Raw genomic sequence first — 25,979 nt, 5'->3', positions numbered from 1 at the left:
GTGTCCACTGTGGACCGTATCGCGACCGTCGGCCGCTGGGCGCGACGACGCGGTTCGGCGATCAGGCGGAAATGCCGATCGACGCGGCCAGCCGCGGGTCCAGCGGATAGGGCTTCTCCGCGGGGAGCAGGTTCTCGGCGTCCGCGGTGCGGCCCTCGGCGAGGTGTGCCTGGATGGCGTGCATGGTGGCGGTGACGTCGGTGATGCCGGTGATCCACGAGTCGACGTAGCGGTCGACGGCTTCGCCGCTGAGTCCGATTTGGACGCTGCGATGCGACAGCGGCCGGTGCCGCAGGTCGCGTTCCGGATCCCACTGCAGGCGGACCGGGCTCGTCTTCATACTGGCTCGCCAGGCTTGTTCGTCGGCGTGGAACTCCGGGTCGTAGTGGCTGAGCGCCGCGTGCCGAAGCGCCCAGGCGAAGCCGTCGCGGGAGATGTCGACGGCGAGGACGCGTTCCTGGCCCGGTTTACTTCCCCAGCCGCAGCGGTAGGCCATCCACAGGAAGGACGGTTTGATCCACGTCATCCGCTCCCGCTTGAACGGGGCGACGAAGGTGCCCGCGTCGAGCGCCGCGTCGGCGATTTCGGCGTTGTAGGCCTGGTAGACCCGGATGGTGGTCTCGGTGTGCACCGCCCGGATCTGCCGGCGGGGAATTCGGTCGTTCATGCCGTGATGGTGGCAGGATCCGGGGCGGCGAGCGATGTCATTTCCGTTGGTCTGTCCACTGTGGCCTGATCCTGAGTGGGGGACTCGCGGGTCATGCCAGGGACCAGAGGCGGGCGTAGTGGCCGCCGGCGGCCAGCAGTTCGGCGTGGGTGCCTTGTTCGATGACGCGGCCGTGGTCGAGCACGATGATGCGGTCGGCGCGGGCGGCGGTGGCCAGGCGGTGCGCGACGACGAAGGTGGTGCGGCGCCGGGTCAGCTGGTCGGTGGCACGCAGGACGGCCGATTCGGTGGCCGGGTCCAGTGCGGCGGTGGCCTCGTCGAGGAGCAGGATGTCCGGCTCGACGAGTTCGGCGCGGGCGAGGGCGACGAGCTGACGCTGCCCCGCGGACAGGGAACGGCCACGTTCCCCGACCGGTTGCCGGAAGCCCGCGGGCAGCGCGGCGACCCCGTCCAGCGCGCCGACGGCGCGGACGGCGGCCTCCACCTCCGCGTCGGTGGCGGACGGACGGCCGTAGCGGACGTTGTCCGCCACCGTGCCGGAGAACAGATGTGCCTCCTGGGGGACTACGCCCATCCGGCCGCGTAGCCCCGACAGGTCGTACTCGCGGACGTCGGTGCCGTCGATGCGGACTTCGCCGCCGGTGACGTCGTAGTAGCGCGCGATCAGCTTCACCGCTGTCGACTTCCCGGCGCCGGTCGCCCCGACCAGCGCGACGGTCTCGCCGGCGGCGACGTCGAGCGAAAGGTTCGCCAGTGCGAGGTTTTCCGTTGCGGTGTAAGCGAAATCGACCTCCTTGAAGCTGACCTCGCCGCGTAGCCGCTCCGGGACCGCGACCGGATGCTCGGCCGCGGGGACCGAGGTCGGCGTGCGCAGCAGGTCCCCGATGCGGTTCAGCCCGACGCGTGCCTGCTGGTAGCCGTCGAACACCGAGGACAGCTGCTGGATCGGCGAGAAGAACTGTTCGAGATAGAGCAGGAACGCGACCAGCACACCCGCGGACAGCACCCCGCTCGCCACCCGGTTCGCGCCGACGACCAGCACCGTGGTCGTCGCCAGATCGGACAGGAACGCCACCAGCGGGAAGTAGGTGGCGATGTAGGCCTGCGCGCGCAGCCGGGAGCGCCGGTAGTCCCAGCTGCGTTCGGCGAACGCCGCCGCGGAACGCTCCTCGCGGGTGTAGGCCTGGGCGACGCGCAGGCCGCTGAGGTTCTCCTGCATGTCGGCGTTGACCACGCTGACCCGCTCGCGGGCCTCGTCGTAGGCGCGCGAAGCGAACCTGCGGAAGATCACCGTCGCCACGAGGAGGACGGGCAGCACGGCGAGCGCGTACGCGGCCAGCGTCGCGTTGATCACTAACAGTGCCACGGAAATCCCGGCCAGTGTCAGCACGGAGACGACCGCCGTCGCGACCCCGGTCTGCAGGAACGTCGAGAGCGCGTCGACGTCCGTCGTCATCCGGGTCATGATCTTCCCGGCGAGCTCGCGCTCGTAGTAGTCGAGGCCGAGCCGTTGCAGATGCGCGTAGCTGCGCACCCGCAGGCTGTAGAGCACGGTCTCGCCGACTTTCGCGGTGAGCCGGGTCTGGAGGTGCACGATCAGCCAGTCGGCCGCGATCACCAGCGCGCCGATCCCGGCCAGCAGCCACACCACCCAGGCCACCCCCGCGCGCACGCCGTGGTCCACGCCCTGCTGGTACAGCGCGGGCAGCGCGATCGAGGCCAGCGCGTCGGCCGCGACGAGGCCGATCACCGCGATCAGCGGCCAGCGCACCGGGCGCAGCAGGCGGCCGAGCCGGAAGCCGGGGTCGGGTGCCGTGATGTCCACATCGGACAGCCGGGGCCGGTCCTTCGCGGGCGGGAGTGCCCGGACGCCGTCCAGCAGTTCCTGTGTCGGGGGAAGGGCGAGCGCCGCGCCATCGCCCCGGCCGCCGACGAACCCGCTGCCCGCCGCGCCGGCGGAGCTGCGTTCCCTCGCCGCGTCGGCCAGATCGTCGACCTCGTCGCGGGAATCGTCACGCGGCCACAGCGCCGGGGTGATCCCGGACGGGCCGCATTCCAGGCCCTCGCACCGGCACTTCTCCTCGACGTCGTCACCCGGCCCGGCCACCAGCTCGCGGAACAGGGCACAGCGCTCCAGCAACTCCGCCTCGGTGCCGACGTCGACGACGCGGCCCGCGTCCAGTACCGCGATCCGGTCGGCGAGCGCCAGGGTGGACCGCCGGTGCGCGATCAGCAGTGTCGTCCGGCTCGCGGTCACCGAGCGCAGTGTTTCGTGGATCGCGGCCTCGGTCACCGTGTCGATCGCCGAGGTCGCGTCGTCGAGAACGAGCACGCGTGGATCGGTCATGAGCGCCCTGGCCAGCCCGAGCCGCTGGCGCTGACCGCCGGACAGCGTCAGCCCGCGCTCCCCGACCTGGGTGTCGTAGCCCTCGGGCAGCGCGCGGATGAACTCGTCCGCCTCGGCCGCCCGCGCCGCCGCGACGATCTCCGCCTCGTTCGCGTCCGGTCTGCCGTAGGCGATGTTTTCGCGCACCGACGAGGAGAACAGGAACGCCTCCTCGAACACCACGCCGATCGATTGCCGCAGATCCTTCAGCCGTACGTCCCGCACGTCGGCACCGCCGACCTCGACCGTGCCCGCGTGGACGTCGTAGAACCGGGGCAGCAGCAGGGAGATCGTCGATTTCCCCGACCCCGCCGTGCCGACCAGCGCCAGCGTTTCCCCCGGTCTGGCTTCCAGGGACAGACCGTCGAGCACCGGCTCGCTGCGGGTGTAGCCGAACCGGACGTCCTCGAGCCGGATCCCGAGCGGCCCGTCCGGCAGCGGCACCGCGTCCGCCCGCTCCCGGACCTCGGGCTGTGCGTCGATCAGCTCGTACACCCGCTCCGCGCCCGCACGGGTCAGCTGCGCCTGCACGACGAACGAGGAGAGCATCCGCGCCGGGCCGATCAGCGCGGCCAGATACGTCGCGAAGGCGAGGAACGTGCCGAGGCTGATGGTGCCGTGCATGGCAAGGAGACCGCCGAACGCGAGCACGGCGACCTGCCCGGCGGCGGGCAGCGCCGAGGTCGTCGCGGTCGGCACCGCGGCGAGCTTCGCGGCGCGCAGCCGCTCGGCGAACAGCAACCGCGCGGTGCGGCGCAGGCGGGAGACCTCGCGCTCCTCCTGCCCGAAACCCTTCACCACGCGGACCCCGGAAACCGTTTCCTCGACGTGCTGGGCGACGTCGGCGGCGCGCTGCTGCGCGGACCAGGTGGCCGGGAAAAGCCGTTTCCTGCTGCGCGCCACCACAATCCCGACCGCGGGCCCGACCACGAGCGCGATGAGCGTGAGCACCGGGGACATCCACAGCATCGCGCCGAGCGCGAGCACCGAGAAGATCACCGAGCCGGTGGAAATGGGGAACTGCATGAGCAGCGCGCTCATCAGCTGCAGATCGGTGATGGCGCGGGAGGCGACCTGGCCGGTGCGCAGCGAGTCCTGCTTGCCGCCGTCGAGCCGGGAAATGGCGCCGAACACCCGGCGCCGCAGGTCGTGCTGGACGTCGAGGGCGAGCCTGCCCCCGACGTACCGCCGGGCGAACGCGCTGGCGAAGGTCAGCAGCTGCAGGCCGACCAGCGCCGCGGCGAGCACACCGAGCTGCTCCGTCCGCCCCGCCACCGCGTCGTCCACCGCCGCCCGCACCAGCAGCGGGCTCGCGGCCTGCAGGCCCACGCCGAGGATCGCCGCGCACAGCGAGAGCACGACGAGGGCGGGGTGCGCCCAGCAGGCGGCGGCGATCCGGCGGGCCCAGCCGGGCTGCCGGTCCGCCGTCTCAGCCGCCGGGAGCCCTTGCCGGGCGCGGGTCGGGGTGGTGGTCACTTCTCCACATTAAGCGCCACCCCCGACAAGTTTCGCCGCCTGACCTTCCGGACGTACTGAAGGCCACCTTGAGGGACGTGAATTCCCTCAAAGTGGCCTTCAGCGGCCTTACCGCGCTTGGCGGCTCAGGTGATGTCGCGGCGCTGGTTCCCGGCCCAGCCCGCGGCGAAGAACACCATCGTCCACGCGAAGAAGATCAACGCCGAGGCCCACCACGAGAACACGCCGGGCGCGCCGGCGGCGAGCTGCAGGCCCAGCTGCGACCAGTGGTCGACCCCGTCGGGCAGGTTCAGCGTGTTGATCCCGAAGGCGTTCGCCGCGATCCCGCCGACGATCCCGTTCGCGGTGCCGTTCGGCAGGATCCCGCCGAGGACGTCGGTGACGCCCCACATCGAGACCACCAGGACGTTCTCCACGATCAGGAACCACACGAGCAGCAGCACCACGGCGAGCGTGACATTGCGCAGCACCGCGCCGAACCCGATGCCGAACAGCATCACCAGCACCGAAGCCAGCACGGTCCCGCCCAGCGCGGCCAGCCACTGCGGTCCGCTCGGCAGCCGCCCGGAGTCCACGCTGAGCACCGTCGCCAGCGCGGACACCCCGAAGCTCACGAGGCCGTAGAGCACGCCCCACATGATGTAGGTGAGCATCTTCGCGGACAGCGCGGTCAGCCGGTTCGGCGCGGTGAGGAACGTCGTCGTGATCGTCTTGCTCCGGTACTCGCCCGCGAGCGCGAACACCCCGAACAGCGCCGGGATGATCTGCGCGATGTTGACGCCGTGCGCGATCGCCAGCATGCCCACCGGCAGCGCGTCCGCGTTCAGGCCGACCGACGCGGCGATCTCCCTCGCCGTGCCGCGCCCGATGTAGGAGGCGAAGTTGTTGGTGATCCGGCCCCAGACGAACGTCAGGCCGAACGACACCACCACGAGCGGGATGAGCAGCACCCACCAGGTGTTGAGCGTCAGCGTCTTGCGGAACTCCGCCTTGATCAGGTTCCCCATCAGCGCTGGCCTCCCCAGCCGTCGTGCTGCCCCTGCTGCTGTTGCGGCTGCGGCTGTGGTGGTGACTGCTGTTGTTGCGGCTGCCCTGGCTGATACCCCGGCGGCGGCCCCTGCTGCTGATACCCGGGCGGCGGGCCGTACCCCGGCGGGACCTGCTGCTGAGGCGGCCCGTATCCGGGCGGTGGTCCCTGCTGGTACGCGGGCGCGCCCGCGTACTGACCCTGGGTGAGCTGGAAGAACAGCCGCTCCAGATCGGCGGTCTCCTCCTGCATCCCGTACACCGCGATCCCGGCCTTCGCCGCAAGGTCACCGATCTGCTGCACCGACGACCCGCTCACCGCGACCCGCCCGTCCGGCGTCGGCGTCACCTGCGTGATCCCGTTCTCCTGCAAGGCTTTCGCCAGCCCCGCCGCGTCGGCGGGCTGCACCAGCACCCGCGACTGCTGGCTCTTGCGCAGCTGATCGAGCGAACCGTAGTACCGCGTCATGCCCTGGCTGATGATGACGACCTGGTCGATCGTCTGCTCGACCTCGTTGAGCAGGTGACTCGACACCAGCACCGTCCGGCCCTGCTGCGCGTACCCCCGCAGAAAGTTCCGCAGCCACAGGATGCCCTCCGGATCGAGCCCGTTCGTCGGCTCGTCGAGCACCAGCACCTGCGGGTCACCCAGCAACGCCGTCGCGAGCGCCAGCCGCTGCCGCATACCGAGCGAGAACCCGCCCGCCTTCCGGTCCGCCGCCGCGCCGAGCCCCACCAGCCCGAGCACCTCGTCGGCACGCTGATCCGGGACACCGATCGCCGCCGCGTACACCCGCAGGTGATTCCGCGCGGTCCTGCTCGGATGGAACCCTTCGTTCTCCAGCACCGAACCGACCACCCGCGCCGGATTGCCCAGCTGATCGTGCGGGCGGCCGTTGATCGTCGCCACCCCCGTCGTCGGCGTGACCAGCCCCAGCAGCATCCGCAACGTCGTCGTCTTACCGGCGCCGTTCGGGCCGAGGAAGCCCGTCACCGAGCCCGGCTCGACCGTGAAGCTCAGGTTCTGCACCGCGTTGACCGGGCCGAACTGCTTGCCGAGGTTCTGCACCACTATCCGGCCGCTGCCGTCGTGCATACCGTCCCCTTTTTGTCACCCGAGGTTGAATCGGGCGCCATCCTGCCTCACCCGGGCCGAACGTGCGTGCGGAACGCCCCTAACCGTGCCCCGGCGACCTTCGTCACGTTCGCCCGCGGTGCGGCCCAAGTAGCTCTCCGTGCCCGAAACCCCCGATTTTCGGCTGGTGAAGACGTACTTGCCGTGAGCTACACAACGAAATCGGCAGTTTGTGCACCCCGGTGCAGCGAACTCGGCGCGCATTACTTAGACTGGAACACGGCGGCCCGCTCCCAGTGACCCCCAGGCTGGTTGAGCGGGTCGCCCTTATCTTGTTCGCGCTTCGCGCTTCCCAAGGTCCTCGTACTACCCGGGGGCCGAGCCCCCGGACCCCCACGGTGCGGCAACTTCCGACCCAGCGTGGTTCCTTTGGCATCGGAGTCGGCTTCGGGCCTGGCGGCCCTGGCCTTGTTGTCACTTCTGACCCAGCGTAAGAGTGAGGGCCCCTCGAGGTGTGTCTCGGGGGGCCCTCAGCGGGAAAAAGGGTCTGGGTTAGGCGAGGACGGTGGCCAGGTCGGTGTGGGGGAGGGAGTGGGCGACGGCGACGGGTTCGTTGGTGAGGTGGCCGTCGTGGGTGTTCAGGCCCTTGGCGAGGGCGGCGTCGGCGCGGAGAGCCTGCTGCCAGCCGTGGTCGGCGAGCTGCACGGCGTAGGGCAGCGTCACGTTCGTCAGGGCGTAGGTCGAGGTCCGCGGCACCGCGCCGGGCATGTTCGCGACGCAGTAGAAGACCGACTCGTGCACCTGGTAGGTCGGGTCGTCGTGCGTGGTCGGCCGCGAGTCGGCGAAGCAGCCGCCCTGGTCGATCGCGATGTCCACCAGCACACTGCCCGGCCGCATGCGCGCGACGAGGTCGTTCGACACCAGCTTCGGCGCCTTCGCGCCCGGCACCAGCACGGCGCCGACGACGAGGTCGGCCTGCAGCACGGATTCCTCGATCGACAGCCGGTTCGACGTCACGGTCCGGATCCGGCCCCCGAAGTCGTTGTCGATCTGCCGCAGCCGATCCACGTTCGTGTCCAGGATCTCCACGTCCGAGCCGAGGCCCAGCGCGACGCGCGCGGCGTTGAGGCCCGCGACACCGCCGCCGATCACGACGACCCGTGCCGGGTGCACACCGGGGACACCGCCCGGCAGCACGCCGCGGCCACCGCTCGGCTTCATCAGCGCGAACGCGCCGACCTGCGGAGCCAGCCTGCCCGCGACCTCCGACATCGGGGCCAGCAGCGGCAGCGCGCCGTTCGGCTGCTGCACCGTCTCGTAGGCGATCGCCGTGACGCCCGAGGACAGCAGCGCGTCGGTCAGCGGCCGGTCCGCGGCGATGTGCAGGTAGGTGAACAGCACCTGGCCCGAGCGCAGGCGCGGGTACTCCTCGGCGATCGGCTCCTTCACCTTGAGGACGAGCTCGCCTTCGGCCCACACCTCGTCGGCGGTGGCCAGGATCTTCGCGCCGGCGGACACGTACTCCTCGTCGGAGATGGACGAGCCGACGCCCGCCCCGGTCTCCACGAACACGTCGTGGCCGTGGGTGACCAGCTCGTGCACACCCGCGGGGGTGAGCGCGACCCGGTACTCGTGCCGCTTGATCTCCCGGGGAACGGCGATACGCACTGCTGCCTCCTGAGGCGGGTTCTGCGTGTGCAAGTCGTGGTGCCACTCACGGTGATGTACCCGGACGGCGGTGTCATCATGCTCCGAGAACAAAGTTCGGCGGAAAACCTGGTGCCGTGAGAACAGTGTTCTTGACCTCGAGTCCGGTCGAGGTTGCACGCTGTGTGCCTGCTGATCCGGTGAGGGAAGGGTGTTCATGCGCGCGGTGTGGCTACGAGAGTTCGGCGGGCCCGAGGTGCTCGTCCCGGGGGAGGCACCCGATCCGGTGGCGGGACCGGGGCAGGTCCTGATCGAGGTGGCGTTCGTCAACGTCACCTTCGTGGAGACGCAGTTCCGGGCCACGGGCGCCGGCCCGTACCGGGCGGAACTGCCGATGATCCCGGGCAACGGCGTCGGCGGGGTGATCAGCGCGGTCGGGTCCGATGTGGACTCCGCGCTGATCGGCAGGCGCGTGGTGACCTCGACCGGGGGTTCCGGGGGCTACGCGCAGCGGGCGGCGGTGGACGCGGCGACGGTGTTCGCGGTGCCGGACGAGCTGGACACCGACGTCGCGGTGGCGCTGCTCGCCGACGGCAGGACCGCGACCGGTCTCGTCCACGCCACCCGCGTCGCGCCGGGGGAGCGGGTGCTGGTCGAGGCCGCGGCGGGCGGGGTGGGGAGCCTGCTCGTCCAGCTCGCCAAGGCGGCGGGAGCCGAGGTCGTCGGTGCGGCGGGCGGGGCGGAAAAGGCCGCGCGAGTACGAGAACTCGGCGCGGATCTCGCGGTCGACTACCGCGAACCGGACTGGGCGGAGCGGGTGGGCGCGGTGGACGTCGTCTTCGACGGAGTCGGCGGGGCGGTCGGCACCACGGCGTTCGGGCTGCTGCGTGCAGGCGGCCGGATGGCGATGTACGGGCTCGCCAGCGGGACGTGGGCCGAAGTGTCCGAAGAGGACGCTCAGGCGCGCCGGGTGACGCTGGTGCGTTCGATCGGCGGGCCGGAGGAAATGCGGACGTTCACCGAATCGGCGCTCGCCGAGGCGGCGCTGGGCAGGCTCGCCCCGGTGATCGGGCAGCGGTTCCCGCTCGACCGCGCCGCCGACGCGCACACCGCGATCCAGACGCGCGGGACCGTCGGCAAGACCCTGCTGGTGGCGTGATGGACGTCGGGATCACCTTCACCGCGCGGGCCTTCGGACCCGAGGGCGCGACCGGAAGATCTGTGCCGCGCGAACGGAATCCGGGCTACTCGCCGAGCCGCGGCGGCCGGTAATGTCCTTTGTGGATTGTGATGCCGTGAAGGCCCCCTTCACGGCGCTGAGTGCTGTAAAGGACCCCTTCAGAGCGGTCCGGTACGCCGAGGGACCTCCTCGCCACGGACAAACCGGTCAGCTCCACCGCAACGCGACCAGCTGGGTGATCAGCGCCAGCCGCACATCGGGATCGTCGAGGTCGAGCGGGACCAGTTCGAGCAGCCGCCGCATCCGGTAGCGCAGGGTGTTGGGATGGATCCGCAGTTCCCTGGCCGCCGCGCGCGGGTCGCCGGGGTGCCGCAGCCATTCGTACAACGTGTCGGCGTAGCCCGCGCGGTTCGCCTGGTCGTGGGTGTGGAGCGCTTTCAGCGGTCCCAGGTCGGCCACCTTCGCCGCCGCGCCCGACGTCGCGGCGCGGTGCAGGGCGAGCGCGGTCCACACCTCCTCGAAGGCGACCACGTGCTCGTCGACCAGGTCGGCGCGCAGGAGCCCCAACGCTTCGTCGGCCTGCGCGCGCGACACGGCGAGATCGCCGATTTCCCCTGCCGACCCCGCAGCGGCTCGCAGGATGCCGCCCCGGCGCTTCGCGGGTTGCTCGGTCAACGCGGTCCGCAGCTCGTTCCAGCCACCCGGGCCGGTGGTGTCCGGCACGACGGCGTAGAGCAGGCCGCCCAGTTCCGTGGCGACCGGACGGCGGCCGATGCCCTGGGAAATCCGTTCCAGCAAAGCCAATCGCGGGCCTTCGGCGTCCCGGCCGTCGCCGCCTGCGACCTCGATGACGACCACGCGGTGGGGTTCGTCGGACAGGTCCAGCTCGGCCATTGCCTTACGCGGCGTCGCGCGTCCTTCGAGGACGGCGCGCAGGAGTTCGGCGGTGGCGCGGCGCTGCGCGTCGGTGTGCGCGCGCCGACGGAGCAGATGCAGCGCGACGACGGGGGCGGCGTCGGCGAACGCGGCCGCACGCTCCTCCGACACCGGTCCCGCCACGACCGCCCACATCGAACCGAGCAGTTCGCCGCCCATCCGGATCGGCACGATGAGCCGGGGCAGCGTGCCGTCGCGCTGGGCGGGCACGAAGATCGTCTGCCTGCCGCGGGAAAGCTCCCGGAACACGCCACGGGAGCGGAAACGCGCCAGCACGTCGTCGGGGATGCGGCGGCCCATGATCGTCGCGACGCGCGCGGGGTCGGTCAGGTCCTGCCGCGCCGAGTAGGCGAGTACGCGCGAGTTCGTGTCCTCGATGGTCACCGGCGCGTCGACGACCGCGGCCACGGCGTCGGCGAGGCGGAACAGGTCGCCGGAGCCGGGATCGCCGCCGTTTTCCAGCGACTCCGACTCGTCGGCGAGCGCGTCGAGGACGGTGCGGAGCAGCCACACCAGCTGCGCCCACGACGTCGCCGCGTGCACCTGGACCAGTGCGATCCCGGCCGACTTCGCCGCGCGCTTCACCGTCGGCTTGGCCGCGAGGGGCGGCTTCAGCAACACCGCCGCGGCACCCTGGCGCGCACTCGCCTTGACGAGTTCGGCGGCATCGGCCGCCTCCGTGACGGCGACGCCCAGCACGAGGTCGCCGCCGGAGAAGCTGGACGATCCGCCGGGTTCGGCGATCACGACGTCGGCGACGGCGGGCGGGTCTTCGGGCAGCTGGAGCGCGTGGAGCAGCGTCGGCCCCACCCTGTCGACCACGTTGCGCACCGAGACCACGGAGACATTGTGTCCGACCCGCCGGTCGCCCGCTCGATACCGGCATCCTCGACGTGGCGATCAGACCTGGGGCGGGGTGCGCGCGTCGATGTCCTCGGGCGTGAACCGCTCTCGTTTCGTCGTGAGCGCCCACCGATGCCCGTCCGGGTCGACGACGCGCCCGTAGCGCTCGCCGAAGAACAACTCCTCGACCGGAGCCTCGACCCGCGCCCCGGCGAAGACCGCGCGGCGCGCAACGTCGACGAAGAGCACGGTCCCGTCCGGCAGCGCCGTGCGGAACAGCTCGATCGCGTCGAACGCCTTGGTGTAGAACGAAAGCGCCGCGTCGACGTCACGGACGAACAGATGGGGGACCAGCCCGAGCGTGCGGCTCACGCGCTTTCCGCCCGGCCTTCGAGGAGCCCGGCCTCGCCCGCCGCCGCGACGAGCCTGGCCAGCAGTGCGGCCTCGCGCGCCACGGCTTCGCGACCGGCGGGGGTGAGGCTGTAGTAGCGGCGGCGGGAATCGGCGCTGTCGCCGGGTACCTCCTCGACGAGCCCGTCGGCGGCCAGCCGGGTCAGCGTGCGGTAGAGGGTCCCGGGGCCCAACTGGACGGCCCCGTCGGTGATGTCGCCGAGGAAACCCATGATCCCGTAACCGTGTGCGCGGCCGAGCGGCCCGTTCGCCATGGCGAGCAGGACCTGGAACGCCGCGGGGGTGAGCGGTGGGTTGCCTTCGGCCATCCCGGCAGTCTACAGTCCGAACTGGTTGTATCCATGGTGGATATATCCGGGAAGAGAGGGAGACGTCCATGACGATCCAGGGGGTCACCAAGGTCGTGCTGGGAGTCCGGGACCAGGCGCGGGCGACGAAGTTCTGGTCGGAGATCGTCGGCTTCCCGATCACCACCGACGCGCCCTACGCCGACGACATCGAGAAGACGTACGAGGAACTCTCGGCGAAGGGCGTCGAGTTCCCAGCCAAGCCGGAGAAGCAGCCGTGGGGATGGTGGGCGTTGTTCCTCGACTCCGAGGGGAACCGGTTCGCGTTGCAGCGGAAGGACTCGTGAGCGTCCCAGCCGGTCAGAACGCTCACGAGCCACTTCTCATCGGCTGAGCACCCGCCCCAGCACGTTCCAGAGCTCCCCGGCCGGATCCGCGACCGGCTCGACGCCGCGCCACGCGACGATCCCGTCCGGCCGCACCAGGCTCGCGCCACCGGTCGCCAGGCCGGAGCGCGCGGCGGACGAAGCGTTCAGCACGTGGCAGACGAGCCGGATTCCCGTCTCGGCCGCGATGTCGGCGACCGCCGGGCACCACCGCGACCCGTCCTCGGCGCACAACACCACCCACTCGTGCCCGAAAACGTCCACAGTGGACTTGGTGAAGCCGTCGACCGTGATCGGGACGTCGGGGAAGCGGAAGCCGGGTCGCCCGCTCGGCTCCAGCGGGTTCTCGCAGAGGGCCGCGTCGTCGTCCTCGGCGAGGACGGCGGTCGACCGGTAGCGGAAGCCGAGCACCGCCGCGAACGGATCCTCGGGCGGCGCCAGATCGGAGACGTCGAGATCCGGCCGCATTCGCTCCTTCAGGTTGTGCAGCGAGGCGTTCACGATCATCTCGGCGATCGGACGACGCTCGGCCTCGTAGGTGTCGAGCAGTTCGTCGCCCGCGTCGCCGCGTAACACCGCCGCCAGTTTCCAGGCGAGGTCGGCGCCGTCGCCGACCGCGGTGTTTCCGCCCTGCCCTCCGGTCGGCGGCGTCACCTTCGCCGCGTCCCCGATCAGGAACACCCTGCCGGAGCGGAATCGCTCGGCGATCCGCGCCGCGATCTCCCACGGGCCGGTCCACTGGATCCGTGGTTCCAGTTCGGGAAGATCGGTCGCCAGCCGGATCAGCTCGACGATCCGCTCCGGCGGGAAGTCCGCCGGGCTCTGCCCCTTCTCCGGGAAGTAGTCCAGGGAGAACACATACCGGTTGGGAATGTCCGTATTGGACAGGCCGCCGACGAACTCCGGGTGCTGCAGGTAGAACAGGTCGGTGATGCCCGGCTTGACGCGTTCCCCGAGGTCCGCGTCGAACACGATGCCGAGGTTGTGTCCCAGTACGCCCTTGCCCTGGGTCGTGATGCCGAGGTTTTCCCGGATTCCGCTGCGCCCGCCGTCGGCCGCGACGAGGTAGCCGGCGCGCACCACGGTTTCCTCGCCGGAATCGCGATGGCGCAGCGTCGCCGTGACGCCGTCCGCGTCCTGGGTGAACGCGATCAGTTCGGTGCGGAAGCGTACCCGCGCGCCGGACTTTTCCGCCTGTGCCAGCATGATCGGCTCGACGACCTCCTGGCCCGCCATCCCGAACGGCATCGACGTGGCCGCCGAGAAGTCCGGCTCGTTGAAGTCGTCCATGATCCGGTTGAACACCGGGCCGGCCAGGCTCGACGCGACCGTGATGCGCAGCCCCTTCGACGCGCGCGGGCTCGCGTTCAGCACCGCGTCGTCGATCCCGGCCCAGCGGAACAGTTCCATCGTGCGCGGGGTCTGCCCGGTCGCCCTCGTGTGGATGGCCGTGCTCGCGTGCCGCTCGACCGTCAGCACGTCGATTCCCCGCTGTGCCAGGAACATCGTCGCCGACAGCCCGCCGAGCCCGGCGCCGACGACGAGGACCTGTACCCGCTCCTCCATGATTATCTCCCTGCCTGTGAATTTTGATCCCAGAGATATCTTAGCTAGAGAGATAATTCTGTCAACTCCCATCTCGTGGGAGCCCTTGGGCTGCTCCGTTCGGCCCAGCTAGCTTCGAGTCCCAGCTGGTTTCGAATCCCTGTCGACCCCTTGAGCCGCAAGGAGAATCCATGAGTGCCGACGCATCCGAGACTGCTGCGTGGTCCTTCGAGACCAAGCAGATCCACGCGGGCGCGGTGCCCGATCCGGCGACCGGCGCGCGGGCGACACCGATCTACCAGACGACGTCGTACGTCTTCCGCGACAGCCAGCACGGCGCCGACCTGTTCAGCCTCGCCGAGGCGGGCAACATCTACACGCGCATCAACAACCCCACCCAGGACGTGCTGGAGCAGCGGATCGCCGCGCTCGAAGGCGGGGTCGCCGCGCTGGCTTTCGCCTCGGGCACGGCGGCGACCACCGCGGCGATCCTGAACCTCGCGAACGCGGGCGACCACTTCGTCTCCAGCCCGGCGCTCTACGGCGGCACGTACAACCTTTTCCACTACACACTGCCGAAGCTGGGCATCGAGGTGTCGTTCGTCGAAGACCAGGACGACCTCGACCAGTGGCGTGCCGCCATCCGCCCGAACACCAAGCTCCTCTTCGCCGAGACGCTGGCCAATCCCGGCAGCAACGTCCTCGACATCCGCGGGGTCGCCGACGTCGCGCACACGGCGGGCGTCCCGCTCATCGTGGACAACACGGTGCCGACGCCGTACCTGCTGCGGCCGATCGAGCACGGCGCCGACGTCGTCGTGCATTCCGCGACGAAGTACCTCGGCGGGCACGGCACGACGGTGGCCGGGCTGCTCGTCGACGGCGGGACGTTCGATTTCGGCAAGGATCCGGCGAAGTTCCCCGGCTTCACCGAGCCCGACCCGAGCTACCACGGCCTGAAGTTCTGGGAGGCGCTCGGGCCCGGCGCGTACGCGGCCAAGGCACGCGTGCAGCTCCTGCGCGACACCGGCGCCGCGATCGCACCGCTCAACAGTTTCCTTATCCTGCAAGGAATCGAGACGCTGTCGCTGCGCATCGAGCGGCATGTGTCGAACGCGCGGGCGCTCGCGGAATGGCTGGAACAGCGCGACGAGGTCGAGAAGGTCTACTACGCCGGTCTGCCGTCCAGCCCGCACCACGCGGCGGCGCGGAAGTATCTGCCGCGGGGTGCCGGCGCGGTACTGTCGTTCGATCTGCGCGGCGGTGTCGAGGCGGGACGCGCATTCGTCGACGGGACCGAATTGCACAGTCAGCTGGTTAACATCGGTGACGTGCGAAGCCTCATCGTGCATCCGGCGTCGACCACGCACAGCCAGCTTTCGCCGGAGGAGCAGCTGTCCAGCGGTGTCACGCCCGGTCTCGTGCGGCTCGCCGTCGGGCTGGAGGGGATCGAGGACCTGAAGGCCGACCTCGAAGCCGGATTCCGGGCGGCGAAGGCGGTCCTATGAGCGATACCGGTGTCCCGCCCGTCACGGGAGCGTGGCGGGCGGGGGATCCACTGGGCCGACGCCAGTGGATCACCGGCCCCGGCCCGCTGCGGCTGGAGGCCGGTGGCGTGCTGCCGGAGTTCGCGATCGCCTTTGAGACTTGGGGAACGCTGAACCGGGACGCGTCGAACGCGATCCTCGTCGAGCACGCGCTCACCGGCGACAGTCACGCCGCCGGTCCCGCCGGGCCCGGACACCCCAGCCCCGGCTGGTGGGACGGGCTGATCGGGCCGGGACGGGCGCTCGACACCGGCGAATTCTTCGTCGTGGTCCCGAATGTGCTCGGTGGTTGCCAGGGCTCGACCGGGCCGTCCTCGCCGGATCCGGACGGCCGCGCCTGGGGCAGCCGCTTCCCCGCGGTGACCGTGCGCGACCAGGTGGCCGCCGAGGCGGTACTGGCCGACGCGCTGGGCATCGAGCGGTGGGCCGCCGTGCTCGGCGGTTCGATGGGCGGGATGCGCGCGCTCGAATGGGCGGTCGGTTTACCCGAGCGGGTCGCATCGGTCCTGGTGCTGGCCTCGGCCGCGCGGGCGTCGGCCGAGCAGATCGGCTGGGCGGCGCCACAACTGCACGCGATCCGCGCGGACCCGCATTGGCACGGCGGCGACTACTACGGTTTCGGCGCCGGGCCCGCGGCGGGGCTCGGCATCGCCCGCCGGATCGCGCATGTCACCTATCGGAGTGAACCCGAACTGGCGGAGCGCTTCGGCGGCCGGTATCAGGACGGCGAGGACCCGCTGCGCGCCGGGCGGTTCGCCGTGGAGTCCTATTTGGACCATCACGCGGACAAGCTGGTGCGGCGCTTCGACGCGGGCAGCTATGTCGTGCTGACGGAGTCGATGAACACCCACGACGTCGGACGGGACCGCGGCGGGGTGGCCGCCGCGCTGGGCCGGGTGCGCGCGCGGGCTGTGGTCGCGGGCGTCGACAGCGACCGGCTGTACCCGCCGTACCAGACGGCGGAAATCGCGCGCGGAATCGCCGGGGCGGGAGAGGCGTCGGTGATCGCGTCGCCTTACGGGCACGACTCGTTCCTGATCGAGACCGACCAGATCGCCGCGCTGGCGAAGTCGCTGCTGGGGTAGTCGGCGGCGAGGTGCTGAAGGACGCTTTCAGTGCGTTGGCCGTGCTGAAGGACGCCATCGTTGCATCGAGTGCACCGAAGGCGTCCTTCAGCACATCCGAGGCTCACTGATGTCCCGAACGACGCGTTCGAGACGATCAACGTCCTCAACGCGTCGTTCGGGACGCCCCCCCCGCGCCTACTCACCCGTCCGCCCGTCGAGCCGCTCCAAGACCCTGTCAGGCCCCCGATTTCCGGGGTTGTCCACAGCTATGGAGCGGTTGTGGACAAATCCCGCTCGTCACGGCCGTCACGCCGGTTTTGTCGGGTCAGGGCGGTAGACTGGTTGCGGGGTCGCCCCCTGGGAGGGTGGGGGATACCCAGAGCAGGGCAGCCGTGGCCGCGAGTGTGGGAAAGCCCTGGTGGGCAAGGGAAACGAGAGTCAGCCTGCCACGGCGTCGGAGATCCAGGGGGCCACCGGGAGGTCGCGGTCCAGGCATTCGACCGACAGCCGGATCGTCCAGCGCAGGGCCTGCAGCACGAGCGAGTCGACCTCGTCCGGGGCCGCGTTCGCCAGCGCGATCTCGACCTGTTCCTGCGCGGCCGCCGTGTTGCCGTGCACCTCGGCCAGCAGCGTCCGCACGGCCGTCCGCACGGGCGGGTCGGCCTGGTCGATCGAGACCTCCTCGCCCGCCTCGTCGAACACCTGCACCTTCACCGGTGCGCTGCCGCCGTCCCCGAGCGTCGACACCATCGCGCTGCACTCGCCGAAAAGCAGCAGCATCAGCGCTTTCGTCTCGTCCGAGCGGGCCTGCGGCTCGGCCGACGTGGGCGCGACCTGGTCCAGCGCCTCGGCGTCCTCGCCGAGGCTGATCGCGACGAGCGCGCGCTGCGCTTTCTCGACGAGCCGCCGCTCGTCCTCGCTCCTGTCCGGGTCCACAGCCCCTATCAAACACCAGCATCGGTGATCGTGGGGATACCCGGAACCCGGCCCGGTGGCGTGCCCCTCACTCGGCCGCGCGCAACGCACCGAGCGCGAGGCGGCACAGCAGCTCGGCCAGTTCCTCGTCACCGAGATGGCGGTTGTACGGGGTCGAGTTGATCAACCCGAACACGGCGTGTGCCGCTGACCGGGCCCGTCGTTCGCTCAGCCCGGGTACCGTGTCCCGGATCGCGCGGACCCACACCTCGACGTACTGCCGCTGCAGGGCGCGCACCTGCTTGCGGTCACTGTCGGTGAGATTCGCGAGGTTGCGCTCCTGCACCGTGATCAACGCCGGATGCTGCAACGCGAAGTCGACGTGGAAACGCACCAGCTCGGCCAGCACGTCCTTCGGCTCGCCGAGGCCGGCCCGCGCGCTTCCGCCGTCGAGCAGGTAGCGGCTGATCGAGTTGAGCATTTCGCCGAGGATCGAGTCCTTGCTGCGGAAATGCCGGTACAGGGCGGGCCCGGAGATCCCGACGGCGGCGCCGATGTCGTCGATGCCGACACCGTGGAAACCGTGGTGCGCGAACAGCTCGGCGGCCGCGGCCATGATCTGTTCGCGCCTGTTCGCCTTCGCGCCGTTCGCGAGTGGGGTGGGGTTCGCCGCCATCTGGTCATAGTAGGGCGGCCGGTTAACAACCGCTAACAAGTGACCACGACTTCCTGACTAGGCCATGCGGTTACGCGGTTTTCTAGGGGTTCCTCGTGGAGGACCCACCTGTAATGCTTCCTTCATGTAAGGCTGTCACGAAGGAGTGACTATGACCCGTCCCCTCATCCGCTGGTGCACGGCCGTGGCCGTCACCGCTCTCACCACGTTCGGCCTCGCCGGGACCGCGAACGCGATCCAGGCGACCACCTACGCAGCCCTCGGCGACTCCTACTCCTCCGGCGTCGGCGCCGGCGACTACGGCAACTCCGGCGACTGCATGCGCAGCTCCAACGCCTATCCGCAACTCTGGACCAACGCCCATTCGGGCACCAAGCTCACCTTCGTCGCCTGTTCTGGGGCTCGCACGGGCGACGTCGTCAACCAGGCTTCCTCAGTGACCTCGGGGACCACCCTGGTCACCGTGTCCGTCGGCGGCAACGACGCCGGATTCACCGACGTGATCAAGACCTGCACGCTCAACGACGACCAGACCTGTGTCAACCGGGTGAACCAGGCGAAGACCTACGTCAACGGCACGCTGCCCGGCCTGCTCGACAAGGTCTACGGCACCATCAAGCAGAAGGCGCCGAACGCGAAGCTCGTCGTGCTCGGTTACCCGCACATGTACAAGGTGCCGGGCTCGTGCAACGTCGGCCTGTCCGACACGAAGCGCTCGGCGATCAACTCCGGTTCGGACGCTCTCGCGTCGACGATCTCCCAGCGTGCTTCGGCCGCCGGGGCCACGTTCGTCGACATGCGCTCGCCGTTCAGCGGGCACGAGATCTGCTCGTCCGACTGGTGGCTGCACAGCCTGACCTGGCCGGTGGCGGAGTCCTACCACCCGACGGCGGCGGGGCAGTCCAGTGGTTACTACGCGGCACTGAAGGCCAAGATCGGCTGATCCTCGCCCTCGTCGCTGGACATCCGGGTTAGCAGTCGTTAACATCCGAGAGGAGTTAACGACTGCTAACCTGTCTGCGTCCGGGGGACGACGAGGGAGTCATGGACACGCCGGTACTGAACAGCTCCGCCGATCCACGGAGTGAAACGTACGCCCGCAGCGCCACCTCGCACGCCGAACTCGTGGAGGACCTGCGCAAGCGCCTGGACGCCGCGCGGCTCGGAGGCCCCGAGAAAGCGCGTACCCGCCACGTCGAACGCGGCAAACTGCTGCCGCGCGACCGGGTCGACACCCTGCTCGACCCGGGTTCGCCCTTCCTGGAGCTGTCCCCGCTCGCGGCCACCGGGATGTACGACGACGAGGCGCCGTCGGCGGGCATCATCACCGGCATCGGCCGCGTGTCCGGCCGCGAATGCGTGATCGTCGCCAACGACGCGACCGTCAAGGGCGGCACCTACTACCCGATGACGGTCAAGAAACACCTGCGCGCCCAGGAAGTCGCGCTGCACAACAACCTGCCGTGCGTCTACCTGGTGGACTCCGGCGGCGCGTTCCTGCCGCGGCAGGACGAGGTCTTCCCGGATCGTGAGCACTTCGGGCGGATCTTCTACAACCAGGCGACGATGTCCGGCCGCGGGATCCCGCAGATCGCCGCGGTGCTCGGTTCGTGCACCGCCGGCGGCGCGTACGTCCCGGCCATGAGCGACGAAGCGGTCATCGTGCGCAATCAGGGCACGATCTTCCTCGGTGGTCCGCCGCTGGTGAAGGCCGCGACCGGCGAGGTCGTCACGGCCGAGGAACTCGGCGGCGGCGACGTCCACGCGCGTCAGTCCGGCGTCACCGACCACCTCGCCGACGACGACGCGCACGCTCTGAGCATCGTTCGCTCGATCGTGTCGACGCTCGGCCCCCGGACGCCGCGGCCATGGGACGTGACCCCGGTCGAGGAACCCGCCGTCGACCCGGCCGAGTTGTACGGCGTCGTGCCGACCGATCCGCGCGTGCCCTACGACGTCCGCGAGGTGATCGCCCGGATCGTCGACGGCAGCCGGTTCGGCGAGTTCAAGAAGGAGTACGGGGCCACTTTGGTCACCGGGTTCGCCCGGATCCACGGTCATCCCGTCGGCATCATCGCGAACAACGGCGTGTTGTTCGCCGAGTCGGCGATGAAGGGCGCGCATTTCATCGAGCTGTGCGACAAGCGTTCGATCCCGTTGCTGTTCCTGCAGAACATCACCGGGTTCATGGTCGGCCGCGCGTACGAGGCGGGCGGTATCGCCAAGCACGGCGCGAAGATGGTCACCGCCGTCGCGTGTGCCCGGGTACCGAAGCTGACCGTGATCATCGGCGGTTCGTTCGGGGCGGGCAACTATTCGATGTGCGGCAGGGCGTATTCGCCGCGTTTCCTGTGGATGTGGCCGAACGCGCGGATCTCGGTGATGGGCGGTGAGCAAGCGGCGTCGGTGCTGTCGACGGTTCGCCGTGACGCCATCGAATCACGTGGCGGCGAATGGTCCGTGCAAGACGAAGAGGCGTTCAAGGACCCGATCCGTGAGCAGTACGAGGCGCAGGGCAGCCCGTACTACTCGACGGCGCGGCTGTGGGACGACGGCGTGATCGACCCGGCGGACACCCGCACGGTGGTCGGGCTCGCGCTGTCGGCGGCGGCGAACGCGCCCCTGTCCGAGGTCAACTACGGCGTCTTCAGGATGTGAGCATGTTCGACACTGTTCTGGTCGCCAACCGGGGCGAGATCGCGGTCCGCGTCATCCGGACCCTGCGTGATATGGGCATTCGCTCGGTCGCGGTGTACAGCGATGCCGACGCGGACGCGCGGCACGTCCGGGAGGCACACACGGCGGTCCGCATCGGACCGGCCGAGGCTGCGAAAAGCTATTTGTCGATCCCGGCGATCGTCCAGGCCGCGCGGGACACCGGCGCGCAGGCGGTGCACCCGGGTTACGGCTTCCTGGCGGAGAACGCCGGGTTCGCGCGGGCCTGCGAGGAAGCCGGGCTGGTCTTCATCGGCCCGCCGGTCGCCGCGATCGACGCGATGGGCGACAAGATCCGCGCCAAGGCGACGGTGTCGAAGGCGGGCGTCCCCGTCGTGCCCGGTGCGTCCGATGTGGACATTCCGGCCGGTGGCTTCGCCGAGGCGGCGGCCGGGGTCGGGTATCCGTTGCTGCTCAAGCCGTCCGCCGGTGGCGGCGGCAAGGGCATGCGGCTGGTGACCGAACCGTCCGAACTGGACGCCGCGGTCGAGTCCGCGCGCCGTGAGGCCAAGGGTTCGTTCGGTGACGACACGTTGCTGCTGGAGCGGTTCGTCACCACGCCGCGGCACATCGAGATCCAGGTGCTCGCCGACCAGCACGGGAACGTGATCCACCTCGGTGAACGCGAATGCAGCCTGCAGCGGCGCCACCAGAAGATCATCGAGGAAGCGCCTTCGGCTCTGCTGGACGAGGCGACGCGCGCGAAGATGGGCGCGTCCGCGGTCGAAGCCGCGCGGTCGGTCGGTTATGTCGGCGCGGGGACCGTCGAGTTCATCATGTCCGCGCACGACCCCGGCGAATACTTCTTCATGGAGATGAACACCCGCCTGCAGGTCGAGCACCCGGTCACCGAGCTGGTCACCGGGCTGGACCTGGTCGAATGGCAGGTCCGCGTCGCGGCGGGGGAGCCGCTCACCCTTGCCCAGGAAGACGTCCGGCTCACCGGGCACGCCGTGGAAGCCCGGGTCTACGCCGAGGATCCCGCGCGCGGTTTCATCCCGACCGGTGGGACTGTGCTGGCCGTGCACGAACCTTCGGGTGACGGAGTGCGTGTCGACTCGTGGATGACCGAAGGTGCGGTGATCGGCTCGAACTACGATCCGATGCTGGCCAAGGTCATCGCCCACGGCTCGGACCGCGCGGCCGCGCTGCACCGGCTCGACCTCGCGCTCGCCGACACCGCGCTGCTCGGCGTCGGCACCAATGTGGCGTTCCTGCGCGGTTTGCTGGCCGATCCCGATGTGCGGGAAGGCAAACTCGACACCGAACTCGTCGATCGCCGTCTGTCCACTCTGGTCTCTTCGGCGGTGCCGGCGGAGTTCTTCGTCGCCGCGGCACTGGACCGGCTGCTGGAGCTGCAGCCGACGGGATCCATTGTGGACCCCTGGGACGTGCCGAACGGCTGGCGCGCCGGGGGTTCGGGCGGGGTGACCTTCCGGCTCAAGGCCGGTACCGAACAGGCCGTGGTGAAGGTCGTGGGCACGCCCGCCGACGCGACGGTCACCGTCGGGGACGGCGAGCCGGTGCGGGTCTCCGTCCGCCGGGACGGCGACGTGCTGGAAGTGCGGCACCTCAGCGGTTTCCACCGCTACCGGCAGGCCTGCGGTCCGAACAGGACGGTCTGGCTGGCCAGGGACGGACACGGATTCGCCTTCGGGGAACAGGAAAACGTGCTCCTTTCCCGTGGTGAGGCCGCCGGTGCCGGACCGGTCGCCAGCCCGATGCCGGGCACGGTGCTGGTCGTCAAGGTGGCGGTGGGCGACGTCGTCAGCGCCGGAACACCGCTGCTGGTCGTCGAGGCCATGAAGATGGAGCACACCGTCACCGCGCCGATCGACGGTGTGGTCAGCGAACTTTCCGTCCGCGTCGGCCAACAGGTCGCGCTGGACGAAACCCTTGCCATCGTGTCACCCCACGAGGAGAAATCGTGATCGACTTCCGCCTTGACGAAGAGTACGAGTCGCTGCGCAAGACCGTCGAAGACTTCGCGCACGCCGAGGTCGCTCCGGTGATCGGCGAACTGTATGAGCGCGAGGAGTTCCCGTACGAACTCGTCGCGAAGATGGGCGAAATGGGCTTGTTCGGGCTCCCGTTCCCCGAGGAGTTCGGGGGGATGGGCGGCGACTACTTCGCGCTGTGCCTCGCGCTGGAAGAGCTGGCGCGTGTGGACTCCTCGGTCGCGATCACCCTGGAGGCCGGGGTGTCGCTGGGTGCGATGCCGATCTACCGCTTCGGCAGCCAGGAACAGAAGGAGAAGTGGCTGCCCTCGCTGTGCGCGGGTGAGGCGCTGGGCGGCTTCGGGCTGACCGAACCCGGCGGCGGCTCGGACGCGGGGGCGACCCGGACGCGCGCCAAGCTCGACGGCGACGAGTGGATCATCAACGGCAGCAAGGCGTTCATCACCAACTCCGGCACCGACATCACGAAGCTGGTCACCGTCACCGCGGTCACCGACGTGATGGAGAACGGGCGCAAGGAGATCTCCGCGATCATCGTTCCTTCGGGCACACCGGGGTTCGAGGTCGCGCCCAAGTACTCGAAGGTCGGCTGGAACTGCTCCGACACCCACGAGCTGTCCTTTTCGGACGTCCGAGTGCCTGCGGGCAACCTGGTGGGCGACCGCGGCCGAGGATACGCGCAGTTCCTGTCCATTTTGGACGAAGGACGGGTCGCCATCGCCGCGCTGAGTGTCGGGCTGGCGCAGGGCTGTGTCGACGAATGCCTCAAGTACGTCAAGGACCGCGTCGCCTTCGGCAAGCGGATCGGGGAGTACCAGGCGATCCAGTTCAAGATCGCCGACATGGAGGTCCGTACGCACACCGCCCGGCTGGCCTACTACCAGGCGGCGTCGAAGATGCTGCGCGGCGAGCCGTTCAAGAAGGAGGCGTCGATCGCGAAGCTCGTCGCGTCGAACGCGGCGATGGACAACTCGCGGGACGCCACGCAGATCTTCGGCGGCTACGGCTTCATGAACGAGTTCCCGGTGGGCCGTTTCTACCGCGACGCCAAGATCCTCGAGGTCGGCGAGGGCACCAGCGAGGTGCAGAAGATGCTGATCTCGCGCCACCTCGGCGTCGTCTGAGCCCGCACTTGAAATGCCGTTAAGGCCATCTTACGGGCGTCAGACGCCCGTAAGATGGCCTTAACGTACTGCGGTCAGAGACGTTCGTGGACGATCCTCGTCACGAGCGCGGGATCTTCGAGATGGACGTCGTGGCCGGTCGGCGTCGCGATGAGTTCCATCGCGCCGTCGGCCGCCAGCGCGGCGAGCTGTTCGCCCAGCCATCGTTCGTGCGCGCGCCAGGTGTCCTGCACCGCCTCCGGCAGCAGATCCGCCATCGAGCGGGCCGACCGGGTGACCACCAGCGGGCCACCGGCGCGGCGGTAGGCCGCGAACCGGTCGAGACGTTCGAAGGCGCGTATGACCGTCATGAGATAGTCGCCGAGCCCCGCACTCATGCTCGCGAGTTCGGCCCGTAGCGCGGCGTGCTCCTGGGCTGCCCGTTCGGGGGCGAGTCCCGCGTACTGACTGGGGTGAATGGGATTGCCGTGCCCGTCGAGGTTGACCGCGAGCGGGCAGCCGGGGTGTTCCGCCGCCCAGAGCGCGGCGATCATGCCGCCGAGCGAGTGCCCGACGACGGCCGGCCGCACGAGATGGAGTGCGTCGGTCACCGCGGCGACGTCGGACAGCACCAGCTCCCAGGACCAGGTCGCCGCGGGAGTCCGGCCGTGCCCGCGGAGGTCGAGTGCGACGGGGCGGTACCCGAGCGCGCTCAGCCGCCCCGCGATCTCGGTCCAGTCCGCACTGGACCGGTCACCGCCGTGCAGGAGCACGATCGGTCTACCCGTGCCGCCGTGATCGACGACGTGCAGTGGTACTTCCCCGTTGGTGACGGTGAGCGTGGGCATGCCGCAACACAATCATGCGCGACGGGGGCGGGGCCACGGAATTAGACGTGTAACCCCGGCCCGTATTGCGTGATGACGTTTTGGCGTCACGCAAAGGAGGGTTTCATGCGCAAGCGCTTACCGGCGGCCATGGTGGCCGCGGGCGCGATGGCCGGGGTGATGGGTGTGTCCGCACCCGGTGCGGAGGCGGCCCCGGCGCCGCAGTACAGACTCGTGCTCGGTTCCGCGACCACGCTGGAGTATCGCGGGATCAACGCGCACGGCGACATCATCGGTCTCGGTACCGACCCGTCGTCCCAAGGGCGGGAGAAAGGTTTCATTCTCAAGGCGGGTTCGAAGACTCCACTCTTCCTCAATGCGCCCGGCACCGGCCCCAGCCTGCGCGAGGAAACCAGGGCACTGTCCATCAACGACCAGGGCATGGTGGTCGGGCGGTACGGGAAGGTCGTGGTCTTCCCCGGCGGCGTGGCGGAGGTGCCCCGGCCGGTCCTCTGGCCGGGTCCGGGCGCCACCGGGACCGATCTCGGCGTGAATCCCGCCGGGACGGCCGAGGCTCTCGGCGTCAACAACAGGCAGCAGATCGTGGGCACGCAGGGCGGTATCGCGGGCACGCCGTGGTCCAAACAGGGTCCGACGGTGACCAACCTGCCCCTGTTCCCCGGTGGCAAGACTGGTGAGGCGCTCGCCGTAAACGGCAATGGAGTGGTCGTCGGCGACGCCGCGCGGGCCAACGGCGGCAAGGCCGCCGCGGAATGGGTCAACGGGAAGATCAGCTCACTCGGCACGCTCAACGGCGGTGGTTTCGCCGAGGCACTGGCTGTCAACAACGCCGGTCAGGCGGTGGGCGCGGCCAGCGCACCCGGAAGCCTGCCCAACCTGTTCCACGCGGTGTTGTTCAGCAAGGGCAAGGCGGTCGACCTCAACGTGCCGGGCGCCAACCAGAATGCCGCGCACGCCACCGCGATCAACAACCACGGTGACATCGTCGGCGACGACGGGGTCATCCCGCCCCTCGACCTCGTGGGAAGCGGCAACGGCTTCCTCTACCGCAACGGCCACGCGACCGAGCTCAACACGCTGATCGCGCCGCACCCGAACGTGCGGCTGGCAGGTGCCACCGGCATCAACGACGCCGGGCACATCGTCGGCCTCGCCGCGGTCACCGCGCCGAACGGGGCGCAGTCGAGCGTCGGCTACGAACTGGTGCCCATCCCGCCCAATTAACCCGAACGCGTGGTGGGGGCGCGTTGCCGCGTCCCCACCCCCGGTGAACGCGGCTGAAATT

21 protein-coding genes are annotated in these 25,979 nt (G+C 69.9%); 9 read left to right on the top strand and 12 right to left on the bottom strand.

What is annotated here, in order from left to right:
* Nucleotides 1-61: 61 nt before the first annotated feature.
* The 5 genes from ACFW0G_RS03430 to ald all read right to left on the bottom strand — a co-directional run bounded on the left by ACFW0G_RS03430 (nt 62) and on the right by ald (nt 8,298).
* Complete coding sequence (locus tag ACFW0G_RS03430; RefSeq protein ID WP_378323084.1) at nt 62-667, bottom strand: DUF4291 domain-containing protein; 606 nt, start codon at nt 665-667, stop codon at nt 62-64.
* Nucleotides 668-758: 91 nt separating this feature from the next.
* A complete protein-coding gene (locus ACFW0G_RS03425) occupies nt 759-4,529 on the bottom strand; it encodes an ABC transporter ATP-binding protein (RefSeq protein WP_378323083.1) in 3,771 nt (1,256 codons plus the stop codon).
* A 125-nt stretch (nt 4,530-4,654) separates the two neighbouring features.
* A complete protein-coding gene (locus tag ACFW0G_RS03420) occupies nt 4,655-5,536 on the bottom strand; it encodes an ABC transporter permease (RefSeq protein ID WP_378323081.1) in 882 nt (293 codons plus the stop codon).
* Entirely contained in the window at nt 5,536-6,651 is a 1,116-nt protein-coding gene (locus tag ACFW0G_RS03415; protein ID WP_378323080.1) for an ABC transporter ATP-binding protein, read from the bottom strand. Before ACFW0G_RS03415 ends, ACFW0G_RS03420 begins: the two co-directional genes overlap by 1 nt.
* Nucleotides 6,652-7,182: 531 nt before the next feature.
* Complete coding sequence (gene ald, locus ACFW0G_RS03410; RefSeq protein WP_378323079.1) at nt 7,183-8,298, bottom strand: alanine dehydrogenase; 1,116 nt, start codon at nt 8,296-8,298, stop codon at nt 7,183-7,185.
* 196 nt (nt 8,299-8,494) lie between these two features.
* On the opposite strand from ald, the gene ACFW0G_RS03405 reads away from it, so the two are divergent.
* Nucleotides 8,495-9,436: a zinc-binding dehydrogenase gene (locus ACFW0G_RS03405; protein ID WP_378323077.1), complete on the top strand. Its 942-nt coding sequence runs from the start codon at nt 8,495-8,497 to the stop codon at nt 9,434-9,436.
* A 228-nt stretch (nt 9,437-9,664) separates the two neighbouring features.
* Here the strand turns inward: ACFW0G_RS03405 and ACFW0G_RS03400 are convergent, their stop codons facing one another.
* Genes ACFW0G_RS03400 through ACFW0G_RS03390 form a run of 3 tightly spaced genes read right to left on the bottom strand, consistent with a single transcriptional unit; the run spans nt 9,665 to nt 11,955 of the window.
* Nucleotides 9,665-11,233 carry a PucR family transcriptional regulator gene (locus ACFW0G_RS03400; RefSeq protein WP_378323076.1) on the bottom strand — a complete coding sequence of 523 codons (1,569 nt, stop codon included), beginning with the start codon at nt 11,231-11,233 and terminating at the stop codon, nt 9,665-9,667.
* A gap of 60 nt (nt 11,234-11,293) precedes the next feature.
* Complete coding sequence (locus tag ACFW0G_RS03395; protein WP_378323075.1) at nt 11,294-11,608, bottom strand: VOC family protein; 315 nt, start codon at nt 11,606-11,608, stop codon at nt 11,294-11,296.
* Nucleotides 11,605-11,955 carry a PadR family transcriptional regulator gene (locus ACFW0G_RS03390; RefSeq protein ID WP_378323074.1) on the bottom strand — a complete coding sequence of 117 codons (351 nt, stop codon included), beginning with the start codon at nt 11,953-11,955 and terminating at the stop codon, nt 11,605-11,607. Before ACFW0G_RS03390 ends, ACFW0G_RS03395 begins: the two co-directional genes overlap by 4 nt.
* A gap of 68 nt (nt 11,956-12,023) precedes the next feature.
* On the opposite strand from ACFW0G_RS03390, the gene ACFW0G_RS03385 reads away from it, so the two are divergent.
* Entirely contained in the window at nt 12,024-12,281 is a 258-nt protein-coding gene (locus tag ACFW0G_RS03385; protein WP_378323072.1) for a VOC family protein, read from the top strand.
* Nucleotides 12,282-12,317: 36 nt separating this feature from the next.
* On the opposite strand, the gene rdmE is transcribed toward ACFW0G_RS03385, so the two are convergent.
* Nucleotides 12,318-13,886: an aklavinone 12-hydroxylase RdmE gene (rdmE, locus tag ACFW0G_RS03380; protein WP_378323071.1), complete on the bottom strand. Its 1,569-nt coding sequence runs from the start codon at nt 13,884-13,886 to the stop codon at nt 12,318-12,320.
* Nucleotides 13,887-14,056: 170 nt separating this feature from the next.
* On the opposite strand from rdmE, the gene ACFW0G_RS03375 reads away from it, so the two are divergent.
* Both ACFW0G_RS03375 and ACFW0G_RS03370 read left to right on the top strand, forming a co-directional pair.
* On the top strand, nt 14,057-15,373 hold the full coding sequence (locus ACFW0G_RS03375; protein WP_378323070.1) for a bifunctional o-acetylhomoserine/o-acetylserine sulfhydrylase: 1,317 nt from the start codon (nt 14,057-14,059) through the stop codon (nt 15,371-15,373).
* Nucleotides 15,370-16,497 carry a homoserine O-acetyltransferase gene (locus ACFW0G_RS03370; RefSeq protein WP_378323069.1) on the top strand — a complete coding sequence of 376 codons (1,128 nt, stop codon included), beginning with the start codon at nt 15,370-15,372 and terminating at the stop codon, nt 16,495-16,497. Before ACFW0G_RS03375 ends, ACFW0G_RS03370 begins: the two co-directional genes overlap by 4 nt.
* Nucleotides 16,498-16,917: 420 nt before the next feature.
* On the opposite strand, the gene ACFW0G_RS03365 is transcribed toward ACFW0G_RS03370, so the two are convergent.
* Both ACFW0G_RS03365 and ACFW0G_RS03360 read right to left on the bottom strand, forming a co-directional pair.
* Complete coding sequence (locus ACFW0G_RS03365; protein ID WP_378323068.1) at nt 16,918-17,415, bottom strand: hypothetical protein; 498 nt, start codon at nt 17,413-17,415, stop codon at nt 16,918-16,920.
* 67 nt (nt 17,416-17,482) lie between these two features.
* On the bottom strand, nt 17,483-18,070 hold the full coding sequence (locus ACFW0G_RS03360; protein WP_378323067.1) for a TetR/AcrR family transcriptional regulator: 588 nt from the start codon (nt 18,068-18,070) through the stop codon (nt 17,483-17,485).
* A 151-nt stretch (nt 18,071-18,221) separates the two neighbouring features.
* Between ACFW0G_RS03360 and ACFW0G_RS03355 the strand changes: the two genes are divergently transcribed.
* The 4 genes from ACFW0G_RS03355 to ACFW0G_RS03340 all read left to right on the top strand — a co-directional run bounded on the left by ACFW0G_RS03355 (nt 18,222) and on the right by ACFW0G_RS03340 (nt 23,867).
* A complete protein-coding gene (locus ACFW0G_RS03355; protein WP_378323066.1) occupies nt 18,222-19,013 on the top strand; it encodes an SGNH/GDSL hydrolase family protein in 792 nt (263 codons plus the stop codon).
* Between the two features lie 101 nt (nt 19,014-19,114).
* Entirely contained in the window at nt 19,115-20,728 is a 1,614-nt protein-coding gene (locus ACFW0G_RS03350; RefSeq protein ID WP_378323065.1) for a carboxyl transferase domain-containing protein, read from the top strand.
* A 2-nt stretch (nt 20,729-20,730) separates the two neighbouring features.
* Nucleotides 20,731-22,716 carry an acetyl/propionyl/methylcrotonyl-CoA carboxylase subunit alpha gene (locus ACFW0G_RS03345; protein ID WP_378323063.1) on the top strand — a complete coding sequence of 662 codons (1,986 nt, stop codon included), beginning with the start codon at nt 20,731-20,733 and terminating at the stop codon, nt 22,714-22,716.
* Nucleotides 22,713-23,867, top strand: a complete 1,155-nt coding sequence (locus ACFW0G_RS03340; RefSeq protein ID WP_378323062.1) for an acyl-CoA dehydrogenase family protein — start codon at nt 22,713-22,715, stop codon at nt 23,865-23,867. Before ACFW0G_RS03345 ends, ACFW0G_RS03340 begins: the two co-directional genes overlap by 4 nt.
* Before the next feature lie 74 nt (nt 23,868-23,941).
* On the opposite strand, the gene ACFW0G_RS03335 is transcribed toward ACFW0G_RS03340, so the two are convergent.
* A complete protein-coding gene (locus tag ACFW0G_RS03335; RefSeq protein WP_378323061.1) occupies nt 23,942-24,694 on the bottom strand; it encodes an alpha/beta fold hydrolase in 753 nt (250 codons plus the stop codon).
* A gap of 105 nt (nt 24,695-24,799) precedes the next feature.
* Between ACFW0G_RS03335 and ACFW0G_RS03330 the strand changes: the two genes are divergently transcribed.
* On the top strand, nt 24,800-25,918 hold the full coding sequence (locus tag ACFW0G_RS03330) for a hypothetical protein (protein ID WP_378323060.1): 1,119 nt from the start codon (nt 24,800-24,802) through the stop codon (nt 25,916-25,918).
* The last annotated feature ends 61 nt before the right edge of the window (nt 25,919-25,979 follow it).

The organism is Amycolatopsis sp. NPDC058986 (assembly GCF_042741125.1).
Taxonomy (GTDB): domain Bacteria; phylum Actinomycetota; class Actinomycetes; order Mycobacteriales; family Pseudonocardiaceae; genus Amycolatopsis.
The sequence above is the reverse complement of the archived record's forward strand: the minus strand, read 5'-3'. Positions and strand labels throughout refer to the sequence as shown.